The sequence below is a fragment of the Actinomadura meridiana genome (genome assembly GCF_039537545.1).
Lineage (GTDB): Bacteria > Actinomycetota > Actinomycetes > Streptosporangiales > Streptosporangiaceae > Spirillospora > Spirillospora meridiana.
Map to the genome: position 1 here is coordinate 131,707 of NZ_BAABAS010000019.1, position 18,175 is coordinate 149,881.

21 protein-coding genes and 1 riboswitch are annotated in these 18,175 nt (G+C 70.1%); of the genes, 13 read left to right on the top strand and 8 right to left on the bottom strand.

Annotation, left to right across the window (positions count from 1 at the left end; genetic code table 11):
- The first annotated feature begins 121 nt into the window (after nt 1-121).
- The 3 genes from ABD808_RS25475 to ABD808_RS25485 all read left to right on the top strand — a co-directional run bounded on the left by ABD808_RS25475 (nt 122) and on the right by ABD808_RS25485 (nt 2,494).
- Entirely contained in the window at nt 122-739 is a 618-nt protein-coding gene (locus ABD808_RS25475) for a hypothetical protein (protein ID WP_344901037.1), read from the top strand.
- A 443-nt stretch (nt 740-1,182) separates the two neighbouring features.
- Complete coding sequence (locus tag ABD808_RS25480) at nt 1,183-1,797, top strand: VOC family protein (RefSeq protein ID WP_344901039.1); 615 nt, start codon at nt 1,183-1,185, stop codon at nt 1,795-1,797.
- Between the two features lie 262 nt (nt 1,798-2,059).
- On the top strand, nt 2,060-2,494 hold the full coding sequence (locus ABD808_RS25485; protein ID WP_344901042.1) for a hypothetical protein: 435 nt from the start codon (nt 2,060-2,062) through the stop codon (nt 2,492-2,494).
- A 383-nt stretch (nt 2,495-2,877) separates the two neighbouring features.
- Here the strand turns inward: ABD808_RS25485 and ABD808_RS25490 are convergent, their stop codons facing one another.
- Nucleotides 2,878-3,993: a S1 family peptidase gene (locus tag ABD808_RS25490; RefSeq protein ID WP_344901045.1), complete on the bottom strand. Its 1,116-nt coding sequence runs from the start codon at nt 3,991-3,993 to the stop codon at nt 2,878-2,880.
- A 108-nt stretch (nt 3,994-4,101) separates the two neighbouring features.
- Between ABD808_RS25490 and ABD808_RS25495 the strand changes: the two genes are divergently transcribed.
- Both ABD808_RS25495 and ABD808_RS25500 read left to right on the top strand, forming a co-directional pair.
- The gene (locus ABD808_RS25495) at nt 4,102-4,953 is read left to right on the top strand and encodes a DUF72 domain-containing protein (RefSeq protein WP_344901048.1); all 852 of its coding nucleotides are present in this window, start codon (nt 4,102-4,104) and stop codon (nt 4,951-4,953) included.
- Nucleotides 4,954-5,034: 81 nt separating this feature from the next.
- Entirely contained in the window at nt 5,035-5,634 is a 600-nt protein-coding gene (locus tag ABD808_RS25500) for a CBS domain-containing protein (RefSeq protein ID WP_344901051.1), read from the top strand.
- A 10-nt stretch (nt 5,635-5,644) separates the two neighbouring features.
- On the opposite strand, the gene ABD808_RS25505 is transcribed toward ABD808_RS25500, so the two are convergent.
- Together ABD808_RS25505 and ABD808_RS25510 are read right to left on the bottom strand one after the other, a co-directional pair.
- Nucleotides 5,645-6,175 (bottom strand): HU family DNA-binding protein, encoded by a 531-nt coding sequence (locus ABD808_RS25505; protein ID WP_344901054.1) that lies wholly within the window; start codon nt 6,173-6,175, stop codon nt 5,645-5,647.
- A 93-nt stretch (nt 6,176-6,268) separates the two neighbouring features.
- Complete coding sequence (locus tag ABD808_RS25510) at nt 6,269-7,324, bottom strand: helix-turn-helix domain-containing protein (protein ID WP_344901057.1); 1,056 nt, start codon at nt 7,322-7,324, stop codon at nt 6,269-6,271.
- A gap of 121 nt (nt 7,325-7,445) precedes the next feature.
- Here ABD808_RS25510 and ABD808_RS25515 point away from each other — a divergent pair, with 121 nt between their 5' ends.
- From ABD808_RS25515 to ABD808_RS25525, 3 genes are all read left to right on the top strand, one after another.
- Nucleotides 7,446-8,402, top strand: coding sequence for an alpha/beta hydrolase (locus tag ABD808_RS25515; RefSeq protein WP_344901060.1), 957 nt, complete (start codon nt 7,446-7,448; stop codon nt 8,400-8,402).
- Nucleotides 8,403-8,832: 430 nt separating this feature from the next.
- The gene (locus tag ABD808_RS25520; protein WP_344901063.1) at nt 8,833-9,198 is read left to right on the top strand and encodes a VOC family protein; all 366 of its coding nucleotides are present in this window, start codon (nt 8,833-8,835) and stop codon (nt 9,196-9,198) included.
- A 45-nt stretch (nt 9,199-9,243) separates the two neighbouring features.
- Nucleotides 9,244-9,600 carry an MmcQ/YjbR family DNA-binding protein gene (locus ABD808_RS25525; protein WP_344901066.1) on the top strand — a complete coding sequence of 119 codons (357 nt, stop codon included), beginning with the start codon at nt 9,244-9,246 and terminating at the stop codon, nt 9,598-9,600.
- Between the two features lie 39 nt (nt 9,601-9,639).
- On the opposite strand, the gene ABD808_RS25530 is transcribed toward ABD808_RS25525, so the two are convergent.
- On the bottom strand, nt 9,640-10,536 hold the full coding sequence (locus tag ABD808_RS25530; RefSeq protein ID WP_344901069.1) for a hypothetical protein: 897 nt from the start codon (nt 10,534-10,536) through the stop codon (nt 9,640-9,642).
- Nucleotides 10,537-10,692: 156 nt separating this feature from the next.
- Here ABD808_RS25530 and ABD808_RS25535 point away from each other — a divergent pair, with 156 nt between their 5' ends.
- Entirely contained in the window at nt 10,693-10,953 is a 261-nt protein-coding gene (locus tag ABD808_RS25535; protein ID WP_344901072.1) for a hypothetical protein, read from the top strand.
- On the opposite strand, the gene ABD808_RS25540 is transcribed toward ABD808_RS25535, so the two are convergent.
- Complete coding sequence (locus ABD808_RS25540; protein ID WP_344901075.1) at nt 10,940-11,317, bottom strand: VOC family protein; 378 nt, start codon at nt 11,315-11,317, stop codon at nt 10,940-10,942. The two genes, ABD808_RS25535 and ABD808_RS25540, sit on opposite strands and share 14 nt — an antisense overlap.
- Nucleotides 11,314-11,931, bottom strand: coding sequence for a TetR/AcrR family transcriptional regulator (locus ABD808_RS25545; RefSeq protein WP_344901078.1), 618 nt, complete (start codon nt 11,929-11,931; stop codon nt 11,314-11,316). The genes ABD808_RS25540 and ABD808_RS25545 overlap by 4 nt, the downstream gene beginning before the upstream one ends.
- Before the next feature lie 83 nt (nt 11,932-12,014).
- A riboswitch (adenosylcobalamin (AdoCbl) riboswitch) is annotated at nt 12,015-12,156 on the top strand.
- Between the two features lie 35 nt (nt 12,157-12,191).
- Between ABD808_RS25545 and ABD808_RS25550 the strand changes: the two genes are divergently transcribed.
- From ABD808_RS25550 to ABD808_RS25565, 4 genes are all read left to right on the top strand, one after another.
- Complete coding sequence (locus ABD808_RS25550) at nt 12,192-13,106, top strand: ABC transporter substrate-binding protein (protein ID WP_344901081.1); 915 nt, start codon at nt 12,192-12,194, stop codon at nt 13,104-13,106.
- Between the two features lie 25 nt (nt 13,107-13,131).
- The gene (locus ABD808_RS25555) at nt 13,132-14,166 is read left to right on the top strand and encodes a FecCD family ABC transporter permease (protein ID WP_344901084.1); all 1,035 of its coding nucleotides are present in this window, start codon (nt 13,132-13,134) and stop codon (nt 14,164-14,166) included.
- Entirely contained in the window at nt 14,163-14,933 is a 771-nt protein-coding gene (locus tag ABD808_RS25560; RefSeq protein ID WP_344901087.1) for an ABC transporter ATP-binding protein, read from the top strand. The genes ABD808_RS25555 and ABD808_RS25560 overlap by 4 nt, the downstream gene beginning before the upstream one ends.
- 102 nt (nt 14,934-15,035) lie before the next feature.
- A complete protein-coding gene (locus ABD808_RS25565) occupies nt 15,036-15,716 on the top strand; it encodes an adenosylcobinamide amidohydrolase (RefSeq protein ID WP_344901090.1) in 681 nt (226 codons plus the stop codon).
- Between the two features lie 107 nt (nt 15,717-15,823).
- Here the strand turns inward: ABD808_RS25565 and ABD808_RS25570 are convergent, their stop codons facing one another.
- Nucleotides 15,824-16,546, bottom strand: coding sequence for a hypothetical protein (locus ABD808_RS25570; protein ID WP_344901093.1), 723 nt, complete (start codon nt 16,544-16,546; stop codon nt 15,824-15,826).
- Nucleotides 16,547-16,623: 77 nt separating this feature from the next.
- Nucleotides 16,624-18,171: an AMP-binding protein gene (locus ABD808_RS25575; RefSeq protein WP_344901096.1), complete on the bottom strand. Its 1,548-nt coding sequence runs from the start codon at nt 18,169-18,171 to the stop codon at nt 16,624-16,626.
- Nucleotides 18,172-18,175 lie beyond the last annotated feature (4 nt).

Sequence of the window (18,175 nt, forward strand, 5' to 3'; positions counted from 1 at the left end):
GGCGGCCGCGTGAACGACTCGGCGAACCACGCTCGCCCAGCCGGTTGGCCGCCTCGGACTAGCAGCTGGGCCCAGCGACCACCTGACCGTGGCCTGGGTCTACGGCGATACGGTTCCGAGCGTGACCAGCGAAGGAGGGGCTCGGCTCGGGCGACAGGCCGCATATCGCCTGGCCCAGCTGGACTGCTGTGTGATCGAGGCGGGCTTGACCGAAGCGGAGTTCGCTCGCATCGAGCACGAGTATGGATTTGAGTTTGCCGACGACCACCGCGCCTTCCTCGCGGTTGGCTTGCGCGTCCATGAACCTCGGGAAGAGGAGCCGGGCGCAAGCTATGCCTGGGAAGGACCTTGGCCGGACTGGCGCAACGGTGATCCCGACCAACTCCGCCAGCAGCTCAACTGGCCGGTCGACTGTCTACTCGAGGACGTCCAGGGCGGGCACTGGCACCCCGCCGGGGATGAGCGGCCGGGCTCCATCGAAGCCGCTGTTGACCTGGCACGGACGCAGCTGGCCCGGGTGCCGAAGATGATCCCTGTCTACGCGCACAGGTTCTTGCCTGCCGGGCACGGCACGTTCGGCCATCCGGTCTTGTCGATGTGGGGATGCGACATCATCCAGTACGGCACCGACCTGCTCGATTACCCGGGCCCGAGCGTCGCGAAGGCTGGCCATCCCGAGTCGCCGTCCTGTTCTGGCGCGACTACGTTTGAGCACCCCCCGCAGACAACGCTTGAGTAGAGTCCCGGCCGCGAGGCTGGCGCCAACAACATCGCTCTTCGGACCTCGTTGACGAGGCACCACCACAGACGGGTGCCCTCGGACGGCCGGACGGCTCCAGCCAGCGGACGGCTCGCACATCAAGTCCCGGTCTAACCGGGGAGTCCGGCTTGCCCAGGTGTTCGACCGGGGGCCGAGAGTCCCGTGGGTCCTCTGGCGACTGTGAGCTCCGAACCCCCGGGCCCACCTGGCCCTGGCGTGAGTCGTTTGGGACCAAATAGTCCGCGGTGAAGGACGAGGGTCCCTACTTACCTCAGGCCGCCGGGCCGACGATCGTCGTATGGCGCTCCGTGACGGGGCGGATGCGCAGCGGCAGAGAGGAGGCGTGCAAGGCATCGACGGCTTTTCCGAAACCAAGACCCTGACAAGTCCCACGTCCCTCGCTTCGGTGTTCAGGAGGAATTATGAGTACAGCCCCCGACGTCATCCGCTCCGCCTACGTGCAGCTCGCCGTCACCGACCTGGCAGCGTCCCGCTGGTTCTGGGTCGAGATGCTCGGCATGCACGTCCAGTACGAGGACGAGGACGCGCTCTACCTGCGTGTCTCCGATGAGCTGACCCACCACTCCATCGTGCTGCGCACCGCGCCCGTGGCGGCACTCGACCATCTTGCCTACCGGGTTCGCACCGTCGAGGATGTCGACCGGGCGGAAGAGTTCTGTACGGCGCTTGAGTGTCCCGTCCGCCGCGTCCCGGCGGGGACCGGGACGCGCGGCGTCGGTGACGCCGTCCGTGTCGTTGACCCGCTCGGTGTTCCCGTCGAGTTCTTCCACGACATCGCCCGCGGCGAGCGCCTCATACAGCGCTACGACCTGCACCGCGGCGCCCAGATCGCGCGGCTCGACCACTTCAACATCTGCACGCCCGACATCCCCGCCGCCTACGAGTACTACAAGTCGCTCGGGTTCGGTTGCGCGGAGACAATCCCAGAGAGCCATCCAGCCGCGCGCTACCCGCTGGAGGCCTGGCGGCTAGAGCCATCTGTCCAGAGCGCATACCCAGATGGACGGCATCCTTGACGCGCTCTGGGCTTGTCTAGTGGCCGCTTAGGGCGGCCCTGTAGACGCTTGACTGCGTCTCTCGTGGCCGGGGCCAGCGCCTCCGTGTAGACCTCCGTTGTGATGCTGGTGCGAATAATTCGCATTGCCGCCCAGCATTACGGGTTCCTATGGTCTCATAACGCTTGGTGACGGGAGTTGCTATCTTCGCCACTTTCCCAGTTGAGGCTCCTGCGCTCTATTATCCTTGCACGTTGGTGCGAGTTTGAGGAGTTTCATGTCGGTGACGAGCAAGTTCCAGGGGCATTTGAGTTCGCAGTTGAACGGCGGGGAGACGGTCGACGTCGCGGTCGTCGCGCAGCTCAAGCGGGGGATGAAGCAGCACCTGTCCAAGAACCTTGCGGTCGGGCTGGCCACGGGGCTGGTGACGACGGCCGTCACCGGTGGTGCCGGGCTGTTCGTCTACGCCTCTGTACCGGCGGTGTGGGTCGTGGTGACCTCTCAGCGGGTCTTGATGTACGGCAAGATCAAAAGCTCCGCCAAGCCAGGCAAGTTCGTGTTCGAGGCGCCCCGCCAGGCTCTCACCGCCACGTTGAAGCCGGGACTGTTCAGCCAGGTCGTCATCGCCGACCGCAGCGACGGGGAGTCTCTGGTGCGGCTGAACCTGGGTCTCCGAAGAAAGGCCGCCAACAGCATCGTCGCTTCCATCGAACGCTGACCGGGCGCAACCATCGACACAAATATCTTCAAGGGCGACCGCTATACCGGCTGTCTCTTGTGCTTCGACCTCTCGGACTCGTCCCGGCCGTGAGGGACGCTTTCACGCGCGCGATCCTGGAGTAGCTGAATAAGCCGGAGAGACTTACCGCTCTGCTACCCGAAAGAGGCCGGGGTGGTGTCCGTGGGGTTCTGGAGCGGATCCGATTGACGGCCTTCGAGGGGGAATGGGCTCTGCCGCTTGGGGCGTGCGTCGGCCGGTGCTGGCTTCGGAGGACTTGGCTGGTACTGGGCGCGCTGTGGGCAGGTTGGTGGGGTTTAGCGGGCACGGCGTACTGCTTGGGGGCACTACGCCGCGCCGCTCCCCTGGCTCGTGTTCGCCGGTCAGCCGATCTCGGCGTCGAAGAGCTGGAGGGGCTCGGTCACCGGCTGGAAGAAGGTGACGCCGCCGCTCTGGCAGTCGCCCGAGCCGCCGGAGGTGAGGCCCAGGGCGGTGCTTCCGCTGAACAGCGAGCCGCCGCTGTCGCCCGGTTCCGCGCAGACGGTCGTCTGGATCACGCCGGTGACGGTGCCCTCCGGGTAGTTCACCGTCGCGTCGGTGGCGGTGACGGTGCCGGTGTGGACGCCGGTGGTGCTGCCGCTGCGCGAGACCTGCTGGCCGACGACGGCCTCACCTGCCTCGGTGATGTCTTGCGCCTGGCCGTTGTACAGGTTGACCGCGCTTTCCCCTGCCTGGTCGGACTGGACGAGCGCGAAGTCGTCGCCCGGGAAGCTGCTCTCAACGGTGGTGCCGAGGGCCTGGGCTCCCTGCTGGTCGGCGGTCCATGTTTGGACGACATTGCCACAGTGTCCGGCGGTGAGGAAGAAGTCCTCTCCGCCGCGCTTGACGTTGAAACCGAGGGAGCAGCGGGTGCCCTGTCCGAAGATCGCGTCGCCGCCGATGGCGAGGGTGCGCAGGCGTCCGGGGAGGCGGACCATGCGGATAGCCGGTCCGGCCTGGCGGGCCGTGCGGCGGACGGCGGCCATGCGGGCGCCGGTCACGGACTGGTCCGTCCAGACGGTCACCCGGGACGTGGCGGGGTCGACGGCCCAGCCGGTGCCCGGGACGCCCGAGGTCGATGTGCGGAGCGCGTCGGTGATCCGTTTGAGGGTGGCGGGGCTTCTGGTGAGCGTCTTCGGGACGGCGCCCGCGGCGCGGACCATGGCGGCGTCCGTGGGGTTCGTGACGGTGACGACGGGTCGGCCGGACGAGTCGAGGTAGGAGCCGGCGGTGCGCGTGCCGAGCCGGTGGGCCAGTTCGGCGGCCAGGGCGCCCGCCGATCTTGGCTGGGTGTCGGCTGCCCGTTGCCCGGCGAGTGAGGCGGGGCGGTCGCCGGGCCGGTCCGGCATCCGTACCGCGTACAGCGTGCCTGCCACGAGGCCCGCGGATCCGGCGGCGACGGCGGTCCACGTGACCACGGCGCGCGTACGGGTCTTTCCCGTGGCGATTCGGCGACTCATGGGTCCTCCAGGGTCCGGTCTTGTGCGTGGAGGTACGGCGCGCGTCCGGACGGAGTTCAAGCCCTACGCGGGTCACCCAGGCTTCACGGTTTCGGTAGCGTCGGGTTCATGCGGCTTCATGTGGGGTGCGCGATGTGGGCCCATCCGCCATGGCAGGGGCGTTTCCTGCCGCATCCGCTACCGCCCGGGGAACGGTTGCGCGCCTATGCGGGCTGGTGCAACGCGGTGGAGGGCAACACGACCTTCTACGCGACGCCGTCCAGAAGCACGGTGGAATCGTGGGCTGAGCAGACGAAGCCGGGCTTCCGGTTCGTCGTCAAGCTGCCGAAGACGGTCACGCATGAGCGGCGCCTGGCGGGCAGTGACGACGACCTCCGGACGTTTCTGACCGCGATGGAACCGCTGGGCCCTCGGATCCATGCGCTGTGGGTGCAGCTTCCAGGGTCGTTCGGCCCGTCCGATCTCGGGACGCTCGCCGGGTTTCTGCGTCGGCTTCCGGAGGCGTACAGGTGTGCCGTGGAGGTGCGCCATCGTGCGTTTTTTGACGACCCTCGTTGCGCGCGCGACCTTGAACGGGTTCTGAGCGGCGTGGGGGCAGAGTGGGTGCCGTTTGACACCACCGCGTTTTTTCAGGGGCGTCCGGGAAGCGATGCTGAACGGGACGCTTGGACGAAGAAGCCGCGTGTGCCGCGCCGTTCGGTGGCGCTCACCGACCGGCCCATCGTCCGCTATCTCGGACGGGACGATACGCAGAAGACAGTCGACGGTTGGCAGTTCTGGGTCGAGAAAGCTGCCGAGTGGCTACGTGAGGGGCGTTCACCGACCGTCTTCGTCCACACCCCGGACAACGACGAGGCCCTGACGCTCGTCCGCCGCTTCCACGACCAGGTACGGGAACGGGTGCCCGGGGTCGAACCCTTGCCCGAACCGGAGCCGCTGGGTCCGCCGACCCTGTTCTGATGCCATCGGACTGGTGGCGAGGGTCAGAGGGGCGCCGTCCGGGTAGATGAAGGGCATCCTTCCCCGGAAGGAGGAAACGTCATGCTGGTCCGGGAGGCCATGACCTCGCCCGTTGTGACGATCCCGCCGTCCGCCACCGTCCGGCAGGCCATCCGCGTCCTCCACGAGCACGACGTCACCGCGTTGCCCGTCGCGGACGAGTCGGGGCACCTGACCGGCATCGTCAGTGAGATGGACCTGCTCCACGGGGTGCTCGACCATGATCCGAGGGCGTTCGCCCGCCGCGTCGCCACCGCCGCGGACCCGTCACCGCGCCTCGTGGCGGACGTCATGACCCGCGACGTGGAGATCGCCCGCCCGAACACCGATGTCGCCGTCCTCGCCGAGACGATGGTCAAGACGCGGATCGGGAGCGTCCCGGTGCTGGCGGGCACCGAGATCGTCGGCATCGTCAGCCGGCGTGACCTCATCGCCGTCCTGGCCCGCGACGACGCCCGCATCCGCGACGACGTGCTGGCCGCGATCGCCGAGTACGACCCGCAGGGTTGCCGCTGGGACGTGACGGTGCGGGACGGCGCCGTCGAACTGTGCGGGCGCGCCGACGAGCCCGCGCGGCGGATCGCCGGGGTCCTCGCCCAGACGGTCCCCGGCGTCACCCGTGTCGACGTCCGCGACGGCTAGGCCGACGAGGCTACTTGCCCGCTTTGGCTCGGGCCTTCGCCTTGCCCGGACGCTTCTTCGACGGCGACTCCACCTTGTGGGCCTTCGCCTTCTTCGACGCCTTCTTCGGCTCTGCGTCCTTCTTGACCTTCTTCGCGCTCTTCCCGCCGTCCTTGGCGACCTTGGCGACCTTGGCGCTCTTGGGCTTCTTCGCGGGCGCCGATTCGAGGACGACGCTCACCGCCGCCTCCGGCGCGGCGGCCGCCGCAACGGCGGTCGCGGGCAACCCCTGCGCGACACGCTTCCGGAACGTCTGCCCGGACCGGAACCGCGGAACCTCTGCGGCGGGGACCTCGACCGGCATGCCGGTGCGCGGGTTGCGGGCGCTGCGGGCCTGCCGGGACATCCGCTCGAACGTCCCGAACCCGGTGACGATCACGCGCTCCCCGGCGGACACCCGTTCCATCACGGTCTCGACCACGGCGTCCACATGCCGGCGGGCGTCGGCCTCCTCGCTGCCCGCGCGCTCCGCCACGGCCCTGACCAGTTCGCTGCGGTTCATGCGGCATGCCCTCCACTGGTGCGATTTGTACGGCTCAGCGTAGCCCCGGGTGGGGTCCCGGACCCGAATATCCATGCTGGACATCCGGGCGATTCATTCGGGATTGTCGCGCAGCCTTCGCAGCAGGGCGGCCAGGTGGAGCCGCAGCCGTCCACCCGGTGAGGAGAACTCGAAGCCGAGCCGCGACTCGGCGTTCGCGAGCCGCACGGCGACCGTGCTGTGGTGCCGGTGCACCCGGGCGGCGGCCTTGCGGGTCGAGCCGGTCTCGCAGAACGCGGTCAGGATGGCCAGGACGTCGGCGCCGTTCGGTTCGGACGCGAGCCGGTCCAGCATGGCCACGTCCGCGATCCCGGTGATGTCCGCGTCCCCGAGCCGGTCGGCGATGACGGCGAGCGCGCCCAGCCGGTCGTGGTGGACGACGGCCGGTCCCGGCGGGTCCGGCGCCGCGAACCGCAGCGCGGACCGGGCCCGCGCCCACGACTCGGGGGCCTCGACCGCGGGCAGCAGCGGCCCGACCCCGACCCGGACCCCGCGCGGGATCCGCTCGTGAAGGGCCGGTGGCACCGCTCCCGTCAGAACGGCATGGATCCGTCCGAACGAGGCGACGCGCGGGTTCTCCGGGAGGGCCGCGAGGACGTCCGCGACGGGGGCTCCCCCCGCGGACACGGCCAGCACATGCAGCCCCGCCGTCGGCTCGACGCCCATCAACCTCAACGCACGCGAACGTTCCGGCTCCCCGGCGTCCGCCGACAGAACCGTGTCCACGAGGCCCGCGTCTCCCGGCCGGGACGACTCCAGCAACAACGCGGCTGCGAAGGCGAACCGCTCCAGGACGATGTCGTCCAGGGGAAGCGCCGTCCCGCCCCTCTCCAGCCAGACACGCCCCGCCCCTGGAATGTCCCGCACGACGGTTCGGCGGCGCCCGGCAGGACCGGCAGGACCGGCAGGACCGGCAGGACCGGCACGGAAGGTGACCCCGGTGACAGCATCGGTGAGACCCACGGGGCATTCGGCGAGCTTCGCCGTCTCCCGGACGAGCGTCTCCGGGCCCGCCTTCCCCGTGATCAGCGCGTCGAAGAACCCGATGACCCGGACGGCGTTCTCCGCGTCGGCGTCCAGCGTCGACAACCGCAGGAGAAGGCCCCTCATGGGGGCAGCGTACGGCACCCCGACAACCGTCTGATCCCGGGCCGAAACCCCCGGCACCTGGCGGCTGTGCGGGAAACCCGCCGCACCCGAGACTGGGGGCGGCCAATCGTGAGGAGCCGAAATGACGTACGCCTTCGATCCGGAACTCGCCCCATGGGTCGCGATGCTGCCGCGACTCACGCTGGCCGACGTCGACCAGGCGCGCCGCGACGAGGTGGAGATGTCCCGCCAACTGCCGCCCTACGAGCCGCCCGTCCCCGTCGAGACCCGCGACCTCACCGTGCCGGGCCCGCAGGGAGCGCCCGACGTCCAGATCCGGATCTTCACCCCGGCGAATCGTGGCGCCGCCCTGCCCGGCCTCCTCTACCTCCACCCGGGCGGGTTCGTCATCGGAGGCATCGACGTGTTCCCGGACGACGCGACACTGATCGCCGCCGAGGTCGGCGCCGTGGTCGTGTCCGTCGAGTACCGCCTCGCCCCTGAACACCCCTTCCCGGCCGGACTTGAAGACTGCTACGCCGCGCTGACCTGGACCGCCGACCACGCCGCCGACCTCGGCATCGACCCGGCCCGCCTCGCGGTGGGCGGCGAGAGCTCGGGCGGCGGCCTGTCCGCGGCCGTCGCGCTCCTGACCCGCGACCGGGGCGGCCCAACTCTCTGCTTCCAACTCCTCGGCACCCCTGAACTGGACGACCGTCTGGACACCCCGTCGATGCGCGCCTACCTCGACACACCGGGCTGGCATCGTCCCAACGCCGAGCTGAGCTGGGACTACTACCTCGGCGAGGGAGTCCGCGGAACCGCCGACGTGTCCCCCTACGCCGCGCCCGCCCGCACCGACGACCTGTCCGCCCTGCCACCCGCCTACGTCACGGCCTGCGAGTTCGACCCCCTGCGCGACGAGGGCCTCATCTACGCCCAACGCCTCCTCCAGGCAGGCGTCGCGACCGAACTGCACCACTACCCCGGCACCTTCCACGGCTCGATGGTGATCAAGGACGCCGCCATCTCGAAACGCATGTACACCGACCGCCTAACCGCCCTCCACCGAGCGCTCCACCCCAAACCCACCCCCTGACCCCAACCACAACCACCAGACCGCGGCACCCCCCCGCACGACGTGGTCAACGCATTGCCGTTGGCCGAGTCGCCGCTGGCGGGGCACGTGCCGCCCGCAGGAAGCCAGCGTGGCCAGTTGGGGCAAACGCGATCCGCGGAAGCATCGCGCGCATAGCGGGAGTCTGATGCGCACTCCACCCACAACGTCGACGAGCTCGCCCTGACCGTGGGCCAGAACGCCTCGCTCGGCGAAGCGTTCGATGACGCGGCCCAGCAGATGATTGTTTGGCTCGACGCCCCGCCGCACACCGTCGTGGTGGCGAACCAAAGCGGGGCTCCCAGCCCCAGGCCAACAGGTGTCTAACCCAGCGTGACATTCCACGATCCTTGATCCAGAACCTGTCGTTGGACCCACGCGTCACGGTCTGCGCACGGGTTAACCTCGGGGAATGGCTTCACGGTTCTACCAGGTGGTCATCGACTCGCATGACCCTGCGTCGCTCGCCGAGTTCTGGTCGGCGGTCCTCGACCAGCCGATCCTGTACCGCGACGATGACGAGGTCATTGTCGGCGCCGATCCGCACGCCTACCCCGGGTTGTGCTTCGTCCGGAACGATGACGCGAAGACCACCAAGAACCACGTGCACGTCGATCTCGATCCGGACGATTTGAACGCCGAAGTAGAGCGCGTCCTCGCGCTGGGTGCTCGGCGCGTCGACATCGGTCAGTCCGCTGACGTTCCGTGGGTTGTCTTGGCCGATCCCGAGGGCAACGAGTTCTGCGTGTTGCGGCCGCACAAGTCCCTGGTGGAATGAACCAGGCACAAGAGCCAAGTGGCGTCGACGAATCAAGGACAGCACATGACTGATCAGGACGTTCTGTCGCGGATACGCGAAATCTGCTTGTCGTTGCCAGAGGCGGCGGAGAAGCCGTTCGGCGGACATACGGCCCCCTCCTTCCGTGTACGAGACAAGTTGTTCGTGATGACCAGCGAGGACGGGCTGTCGATGACCTTCAAGGCCGGGCCCGGGGTGCAGGAGGCGCTCGTCGCGGAGGATCCGGAGCGCTTCTTCGTCCCGAAGTACGTCGGCAGCAAAGGGTGGGTCGGGGCTCGCCTCGACGTTGACCATGACTGGGACGAGATGGCCGAGCTCATTGAGGACAGCTACCGCCTCACCGCGCCCAAGCGCCTGACAAAGCTCCTGGGCCAGGAATGATCCTGGGGAGGGAGGGGTGGGCCTGGGGTTGGGTGAGGATTAGTGGCCGTGGCTGCGGTTTAGGCGGGATAGGTGGGTTGCCAGGTGGTCCATGGTGGTGTTTTTCGGGTTCCAGCCTCGGTGGAGTAGGGCGGTTAGGAGGGCCTCCAGGTAGGGGGCTGGGTGGTAGAGGAAGTCCTTGGTTATGGGGAGGATCTCCCAGCCCATTTCCTTGGTCAGCCAGGTGCGGCGGGACGTGTCGTGAGCGCGGACCCTGGGGCCCGTGTGGTGGCGTTCGCCGTCGTATTCGAGGCCGACGCGGTGGTCTGGGTAGCCGAGGTCGATGTAGTGCCAGCGGCCGGACGGGCCCATCACCGGAACCTGCGTTTGCGGACGGGGGAAGCCCGCGGTGAGGAGGGCCATCCGTGTCCAGGATTCGGCTGGAGAGGCCGCGCCTTGGTCGCTGAGGCGGATGATTTCGCGGAGGCGCTTGTTGCCTCGGTAGCCCGGGAGCGTTCGGGACATTGTGGTGAGGTCGTCGGTGGATACTCCACGGCGGAGGAACTGGTCCAGGGCCGCAACGGCGTCGTAGCGAGGGAGCCAGCGGGCGCAGTCCAGGGCGGTGCGGGGCAGAGAGGTCATCCGTATGCCGGATTTCCGTGTGATGTGCTCCTCGTTCAGTTCGGCGGTTTCTGCGGTTATCGGTTCGGATTTGTCGGGGGTGATCAGGTCTACGTTCCAGTCGGCCTGATCTGTGCCGGGTGGGAGGATGTCGAGGCCCCAGATCCAGGCGGCGGTTCGGCGGGCTATGACCGCCTCGCCGGGGAGGAGGTTGCTCAGGGCGGCGGCGCGGGCCGTCAGAGGGGCGCCTCTGATTGGGACGAAGTACACGCCCGCTCCCACGGGGACGATCGCGTCGGCCGTTGTTCTCTTCCAGGTGAGCCCGAGGCTGTTCATACGTCCGATCGTCCCTCGGGTGAGGACCCGGGCGGATATCGGCTGGAGATTGTGGATAACTTCGCCTGCTGAACAGACGGGTTGCTGGGTAGATAGAGGAACGTGGCTGGAGGGCTGGTTCGTCGGGTCCCGGCGGCGACGACCGGGGGGGTGCCGGTGAAGGCACGGCGGCGGTTGGCGGTCGGTGTCGTGGGCGTGGAGGCGCCGGACGGTGAGGCCAAGGAGTACGCGCGTGAGGCGATGGTCTCGTCGGCGCGTGCGCATGACCGGGCCGCGATGTTGCTGGAGCGGATGGCTCTCGCCCATCCGGAGGAGGCGGACGTCCATTTGCAGTCGGCCGCCCGGCATCGCAGATGGGCCGAGAACGACCGGAAGCTGGCGGAGCTGTACGCGCCCCCAGAACCTACGGTGCGATGAGTTCGTACAGGTTGCCGCTGGCGTCGGAGAAGTAGACGCCGCGGCCGCCGAGGGGATGGTCGTGGTCGATGCGGCCGTTGTCGGCGTGTGCGGGTTCGTCGCCGTAGGGGAGTTCGCGGGCGTCCAGGCGTTCGACGGCGGTGTCGAAGGTGACGGCGTCCACGTCGAAGGCCAGGTGGTGGCCCTGCGGGTGCGCGACGGTCAGGAAGTCGAGGGTGAGGGAGTCGTTCACCCGGATCGGGACGAAATGCCGCGCGTGCGGATGCGCGCCCGTGTAGCGCAGGCCCATGACGGACGCGAAGAAGCGGGCGGCCTCGTCGTTGTCGGCGGCGGTCACGATCGTGTGGTTGAGGGTGATCGTCATTCGGTCTCCTTGAAGGCGCCGTGCAGGAAGACGTCCAGGCTGTCCTCGACGGACGGGGCCTCCGGTCCGGCGGGGGGACGGGCGCGGGCGAACATCAGTCCCATGAACAGGCTCGCCAGCTGTTCCGGGAGGAGGCGCAGCCGGTCGCGTTCGGGTTCGAAGAGTTCGGCGAGGGCCGCGCGGGTGCGGTTCATGGCGTCCGTGCGGGCGTCCGCGGGAGGGCGGCCGGTCTCGGACGGGTCGGGTCTGCGGAGGGGGCGGCCGGTGGCGTGCAGGGCGCCCATGACCATGCCCATGCGGGCGAGGTAGGCCTCGATCGCGGCGCTGGCCTCGGCGAGGCGGTCGGGCAGCGGGACGTTGAGCGGGATCGCGGTGAGCTCGGACAGGATGTGATCGGTGCGGGTCGCCTCGGCGACGCAGGCGTCCAACAGTTCCTCCTTGTCGGCGAAGACGCGGAAGATCGTCGCCTCGCCGATGCCCGCGGTGCGGGCGATCTGGCCGGTGGTGACAGCGGTTCCGTGCTCGGCGACCAGCGGCAACGCGGTGCGGATGATCATCTCGCGGCGCTGCTGCGGGCTCATCCCGGGGGCGCGGCGACGACCTTGTGTCTCCATGCCGAACACGGTACGGAGTGAGCACTCACTCCGTCAAGTGGGTGTCGTGTGACCGGCGCATTTCCGGATTTCGGCGGCTGGTACCGTTACGGTGCTGCGCGCCAGGAGCGAAGTCCGGTGTGAATCCGGCGCTGTCCCGCAACTGTGGTGCTCAAGAAGGGCCGAGCCAGGTCGCCTCCTCGCGCGCTGACGAACTTCGACCTCGTGGAAGGGCGATCCGTCCTGAGCGGGCCGCGGCTTCCCCCAGCCTGGAGGCTCCAGTGAGACCCGTACGTTCCCTTGTCGCGGTACTGGCGATCGGCGCCGTGGCATTCGCCGGTGCGTGTGGCGACGGCGACAGCGACAGCGGTACGTCGGGTGCGAAAACCGTCACCGTTCAGGCGGCCAACGGGGCGGTGAAGGTCCCGGCGAACCCGAAGCGCGTCGTGTCCCTCTCCCCCACCCACACCGAGACGCTGTTCGCGATCGGCGCCGGGACGCAGGTGGTCGCGGTGGACGACTACTCGAACTTCCCGGCGAACGCGCCCCGCAGCAAGCTGTCGGGTTTCAAGCCCAACGCGGAGGCGGTCATCGCCTACAAGCCGGACCTCGTCGTCGTGTCGGACGACCTGAACGGCATCGTCCAGTCGCTGGAGAAGGTCGGCGTCCCCGTCCTGCTGGAGCCCGCGGCGGCCAAGCTGGACGAGGCGTACGACGAGATCGGCGACCTCGGGCAGGCGACCGGGCACACGGCGGAGGCGACGAAACTCGTGAACGGGATGCGCGCCGTCATCCAGAAGACGGTCGCGGCGTCGTCCCAGGGGAAGGGCCTGAGCTATTACCACGAGCTCGACAACCAGTTCCACTCCGCGACGTCCAAGACGTTCGTGGGTCAGGTGTACGGGCTGTTCGGCCTGCGCAACATCGCGGACGCGGCGGACAAGGCGAGCGGCGGATACCCGCAGCTGTCCCGCGAGTACCTCCTCAAGCAGGACCCCAACCTGATCTTCCTCGCCGACACCCGGTGCTGCGGGCAGAACGCCGCCGCGGTCGCGAAGCGTCCGGGCTGGTCCGATCTGAAGGCCGTCAAGGACAAGGGCGTGGTCGAACTCAACGACGACGTCGCCTCCCGGTGGGGGCCGCGGCTGCCCGAGCTGGTGAAGGCGATCGGTGACGCCGTGCGGAAGGTCCGGTGACCGGCGACCGGAGGGGCGCCCGGCCGTGAGGACCCGGCAGGCCCGGCTGCGGCCGGTGCATCTGGCGGCCGGACTGTCACTGTTCGCGGTTACCCTGCTGGCGGGGGTGCTGGTGGGGTCGGCGGGGCTGCCCGTCGGCGGGGTGCTGAAGGCGCTGCTCGACCGGGTGCCGTTCGTGCACGTCGACTCGGGGCTCGGCGTGATCGACGAGAACGTGCTGTTCGAGCTGCGGATGCCGAGGGCGCTGATGGCGGCGATGGTCGGCGGGATGCTGGCGCTGGCGGGCGCGGGCTACCAGGGCGTGTTCCGCAACCCGCTCGCCGACCCGTACCTGCTGGGCGCGGCGGGCGGCGCCGGGGTCGGGGCGACGGTGGTGATCGCGCTGGTGCCGGGCGACCCGGGGTTCGGGGTGCCGCTCGCGGCGTTCGTCGGCGCGATCTTCGGGGTGTTCCTGTCGTACGCGCTGGGGCGCACGGCGGGACGCGGCAACGCGGCGACGCTGGTGCTGGCGGGGGTCGCGGTGTCGTCGTTCCTGGCGGCGGTGCAGACGTTCGTCCAGCAGATGAAGACGGAGGAACTGCAACGGATCTTCGCGTGGATCCTCGGCGGGGTCGGTTCCGCCGACTGGCACCAGCTCGGGCTCGTCGCCCCGTACTCGCTGGTGTCGACGGTGGTGCTGCTCGCGCACGGGCGGCTGCTGGACGTGCTGAGCGTCGGCGACGAGGAGGCGGCGTCGCTGGGCCTGTCCGCGCCGAGGGTGCGGCTGGTGGTGCTGGCGGCCGCGTCGCTGGCGACGGCGTGCGCGGTCGCGGTGAGCGGGCTGATCGGCTTCGTCGGGATCGTGGTGCCGCACGCGGTGCGTCGGCTCGCGGGCGGTTCGTACCGGATCGTCCTGCCGCTGTCGCTGCTGGGCGGCGCGGCGTTCCTGGAGGTCGCGGACCTGGTGGCGCGGACGGTGATCAAACCGGGCGAGTTGCCGCTGGGCGTGGTGACCGCGTTCGTCGGTGGACCGTTCTTCGTCGCGGTGCTGCGCGCGAGCCGTAGGCAGGTGGACACGTGACCGTCCGGATCCGGAAGCTGGACGTCGCGCTCGGCGGGCGTCCGGTGCTGAGGGGCGTCTCGCTGGACGCCCCCGCCGGGTCGTGGACGGCGGTGATCGGCCCGAACGGGGCGGGGAAGTCGACGCTGCTGCGGGCCGTGCTGGGGCTGGTGCCGTCCGAGGGCGCGATCACCGTGGCGGGCGAGGACCTCCAGGCGCTGAAGCCGCGGCGCCGCTCCCAGCTGATCGCCTACGCGCCGCAGAGCCCGAACGTGCCGGTGGGGATGACGGTCTTCGACTACACGCTGCTCGGCCGCTCCCCCTACATCCCGCATCTCGGACGGGAGAGCGCCGCCGACCGCGTCATCACGGCGAAGGTCATCGACCGGCTGGACCTCACCGAGTTCGCGGCCCGTCCGCTGGTGGAGCTGTCGGGCGGCGAGCGGCAGCGCGCGGTGCTCGCGCGGGCGTTGGCGCAGCAAACGCCCGTGCTGCTACTGGACGAGCCGACCACCGCCCTCGACATCGGCCACCAGCAGCAGGTGATGGAGCTGGTCGACCAGCTCCGGATCTCCGACGAGCTGACCGTGGTGACGACCATCCACGACCTGAGCCTGGCGGCGCAGTACGCCGACGACCTCGTCCTGCTGTCCCACGGACGGGTCGCGGCGGCGGGACCGCCCGACGAGGTGCTCACCCGCGCGACCGTCGAGGAGCATTTCGACGCGCGGGTCTCCGTCGCACCAGGCCCCGCCGGTCGGCCGATCCTGTCCCTGGAACGCCCGTGAACATCGCTGGAGCGCCCGTGTCGCTGGAGCGCCCGTGAGTGTGGAGACCCCGTGAACGTAGAGACCCCGTGAACGTAGAGATCCTGTGGACGTAGAGATCCTGTGGACGTAGAAACGGTGTGGCGCGAGGAGGATGGGGCGCGGCTCGCGGCGACGGTGTGGCGGGCGGGCGGCGGCCACCGGATGATCGCGTCGGCGATGCTGGGCGGCGGCATCGGCCCGGCGGGGTGGGTGCTGAACGCGCAGGTCGCGGGCGGTTATTCGCGCATGGACCCGGTGGCCCATCTGGAAGAGCTGGCGAAGGCGCAGGGCCTGGAAGGGCCCGGTGTCGGCATGCTCACCGCCGCGTCGGTGGCCCGCACCATGCGGCGCGACGAGGACGGTGTGAGCGTCTCCGCGACGGTCGGGTTGCGCGTCCCGACGTGGGCGGCCGCTCCCGCCGGGACCACCGACCCCGAGCTGGCGCCGATCCACGGCACGCCCCACACGCCGGGGACGGTCAACATCGTCGTGGCCGTCCCGGTGCCGCTGACCGACGCGGCGCTGGTCAACGCCGTCGTCACCGTCACCGAGGCCAAGACGCAGGCGCTCCTCGAAGCGGGCTATCCATGCACGGGTACCGCGTCCGACGCGGTCTGCGTCGCCGCGACGACCAATGGCGGGCCGCCGGAACCGTTCGCGGGGCCGCGTTCGATCTGGGGAGCGCGGATCGCCCGCGCCGTGCACGCCGCCGTCCACGCGGGGGCGCTCGACTACACGGCCTATCTGGAGACACGCGGCTAGCACCGGCCGCCGCACCACCCCGGTGCGATGCGGCGGCCGGTTTCAGGGCCAGTGCAGTGTGGGGAACGGCCTCACCTCCTCCTTCGGCATCCCACGAAACAAACGGGTCACCCGGCGCGAGGAAGGCCGTGACCAGCGCCGGGTGTGTTGCGGGGGGCGTTGCGCGCGTCGCGTTCGGCGGTCAGCGCGCGGACAGCGGCGCGCAACTCGTCGGCCGTCCGCGACAGTTGCCAGTAGTGCCGTTCGTACTCGCGGGCCCGTGCCTGGTACTGGTCGCAGTCGGCGACGGCCTGGCCGCGTTTGGCCTCGGCGTCGCGGACGGCGGAGCGCAGGTCTTCGGCGGAACGTTTCGCGGCGTGCACCTCGACGCGCTGGCCCTCGGCGAGCGTCTCGGCGTCCGACAGCCGCCGGTGCAGGGCGACCAGTTCGGCGCGGGCGTTCTCCAGAGAGGCGAGCAGTTCGCCCTCGCGCGCGGCGATGCGGTCGCGGTCGCGTTCTGCGGCGATCCGGGCGGCGCGGGCGGCCTCGGCCTCGTCCTTCAGCTCGGACATGAGCGCGGCGGCGAGCCGGTCGGCGGCGCCCTCAAGGCGGTCGACCATCTCCCAGGTCCAGGCGACCTGGCCGGTCAGCCCCTGGTCGTCCGGGCCGGGCGCCGGCTGCGGCACGGGCCGTCCGCAGCCGGCGCACGACCGGGCCGCGCCCGGGTCACCGAGGCGTGCGATCCCGGTGCGGCCGTCCTCGGCGGGCGCGGGAAGGTCGGTCTGCCGCGGGGCGGCGGGGGGCGGGATCGGGACGGTTCCGTCGAGCGGGGCGACCTTCAGGTCCTTCATGTGCCGTTGTACGCAGCGGCGTCCGGAGGCGTTCGACGTGGCCGGCACCCGGCTTCGGGACCGTTCCTAGGGCGCGGTCAATCCGCGTCTTCTCTCAGGTAGTCGTCGCGCACGCGGCTGCGGCTGAGCGTGCCGGACGGGTCGCGCGACAGCGACGCGCGAAACTCCAGCCGCCGCGGACGCTTCGGTTCCGCCAGCTGCTTCCCGCACCCGGCGAGCAGGGCATCGGCAAGGGCGTCATTGGCGCCCACACCCTCGGCGGGCTTCACGAGCGCGACCGCGATCTGGCCCAGTTCGTCGTCGGGGACGCCGATAACGGCCGCGTCGCCCACGGCCGCGTCCTGAAGCAGGACGTTCTCGATCTCCTCCGGGTGGACGTCGACACCGCCGGAGACGATGACGTCGGCGGCACGGCCGTCCAGGTGCAGCCACCCGTCCGCGTCGACGCGGCCGAGGTCGCCGAACGTGGAGAAGCCGTCGCGCGTCGCGGACGCCGTCGCGGCCGGGTCGCCGTGGTACTCGAACCCGGGATGTCCGCTCGTGTAGACGAGGCCCGTCTCCCCGGCGGGCATCTCGACGCCGTCCGCACCGAGGATCTTGATCTGGACGCCGTCGACCGGGCGTCCGACCGTCCCGAGCCGGGCGCGCCACTCGTCGGGGGCGGCGAGGACGGTGGGCCCGCTCTCGGCGGTGCCGTAGTACTCGTGAAGGACGGGCCCCCACCAGTCCATCGCCCGCCGCTTGGTCTCCACGGGCATGGGCGCCCCGGCGTGGAACACCCGCCGCAGCGACGACACGTCGTAGCGGTCCCGGACGTCGTCCGGCAGCGCGAGCATCCGGCGCACCATCGCCGGAGTCACGAACGCGCTACTGACGCGGTGCCGCTGGACCAGTTCGAGAGTGTGCTCAGGCCGGAACCGCGACGCGACCACCACGGCGTGCCCGAGATGGAGCGCCATCAGCGCATGGACGCACGCCGCCCAGTGGTAGAGGGGCGCGACGGCCAGATGGACGTCGTCGCCAGGCTCCAGGCCGAGCCGCCGGATCAGGGTCCGTCGCAGCAGGTCCGCCGCCGCCTCCGGTGGGGTGTCGAGCAGCGGTTTCCGGACGCCCTTCGGACGTCCGGTCGTCCCGGACGTGTAGGGCATGAGCGAGCCCGCCCACCGTTTGCCGGGAGGCTCGGCGCTGCCCGACACGGCGAGGCCCGCCATCGAGTGGTAACCGGCGGCGGGCCCGACGCTCACCCGCCCGTCGGCGGGGACGCCCGCCTCGTCGGCCGCGGTCGCCACCCCGTCCGCGAACGCGCTTTCGGTGATGACGGCCCGCGCCCCGGAATCGGCAAGGATCCACCCCATATCGGGCACGGACAAATGGCGATTCACCGGCACGAGATACAGGCCGGACTGCAACGCGGCGAGCATGACGGTGAGGAACTCCGGCCGGTCGCCGAGCACCGTCGCCAGCGCGTCGCCGGGACGCAGCCCGAGACCGCCGAACGCGTTCGACAGCCGGTTCACCTCCGCGTGCAGCCCACCGTACGAAACCGGCACGCCAGGCGCCAGCACAGCGGGACGATCTGGTTCTTTCTGGGCGATCTCGAAGAAGCCCATACCTTCGGTACCCATAGGG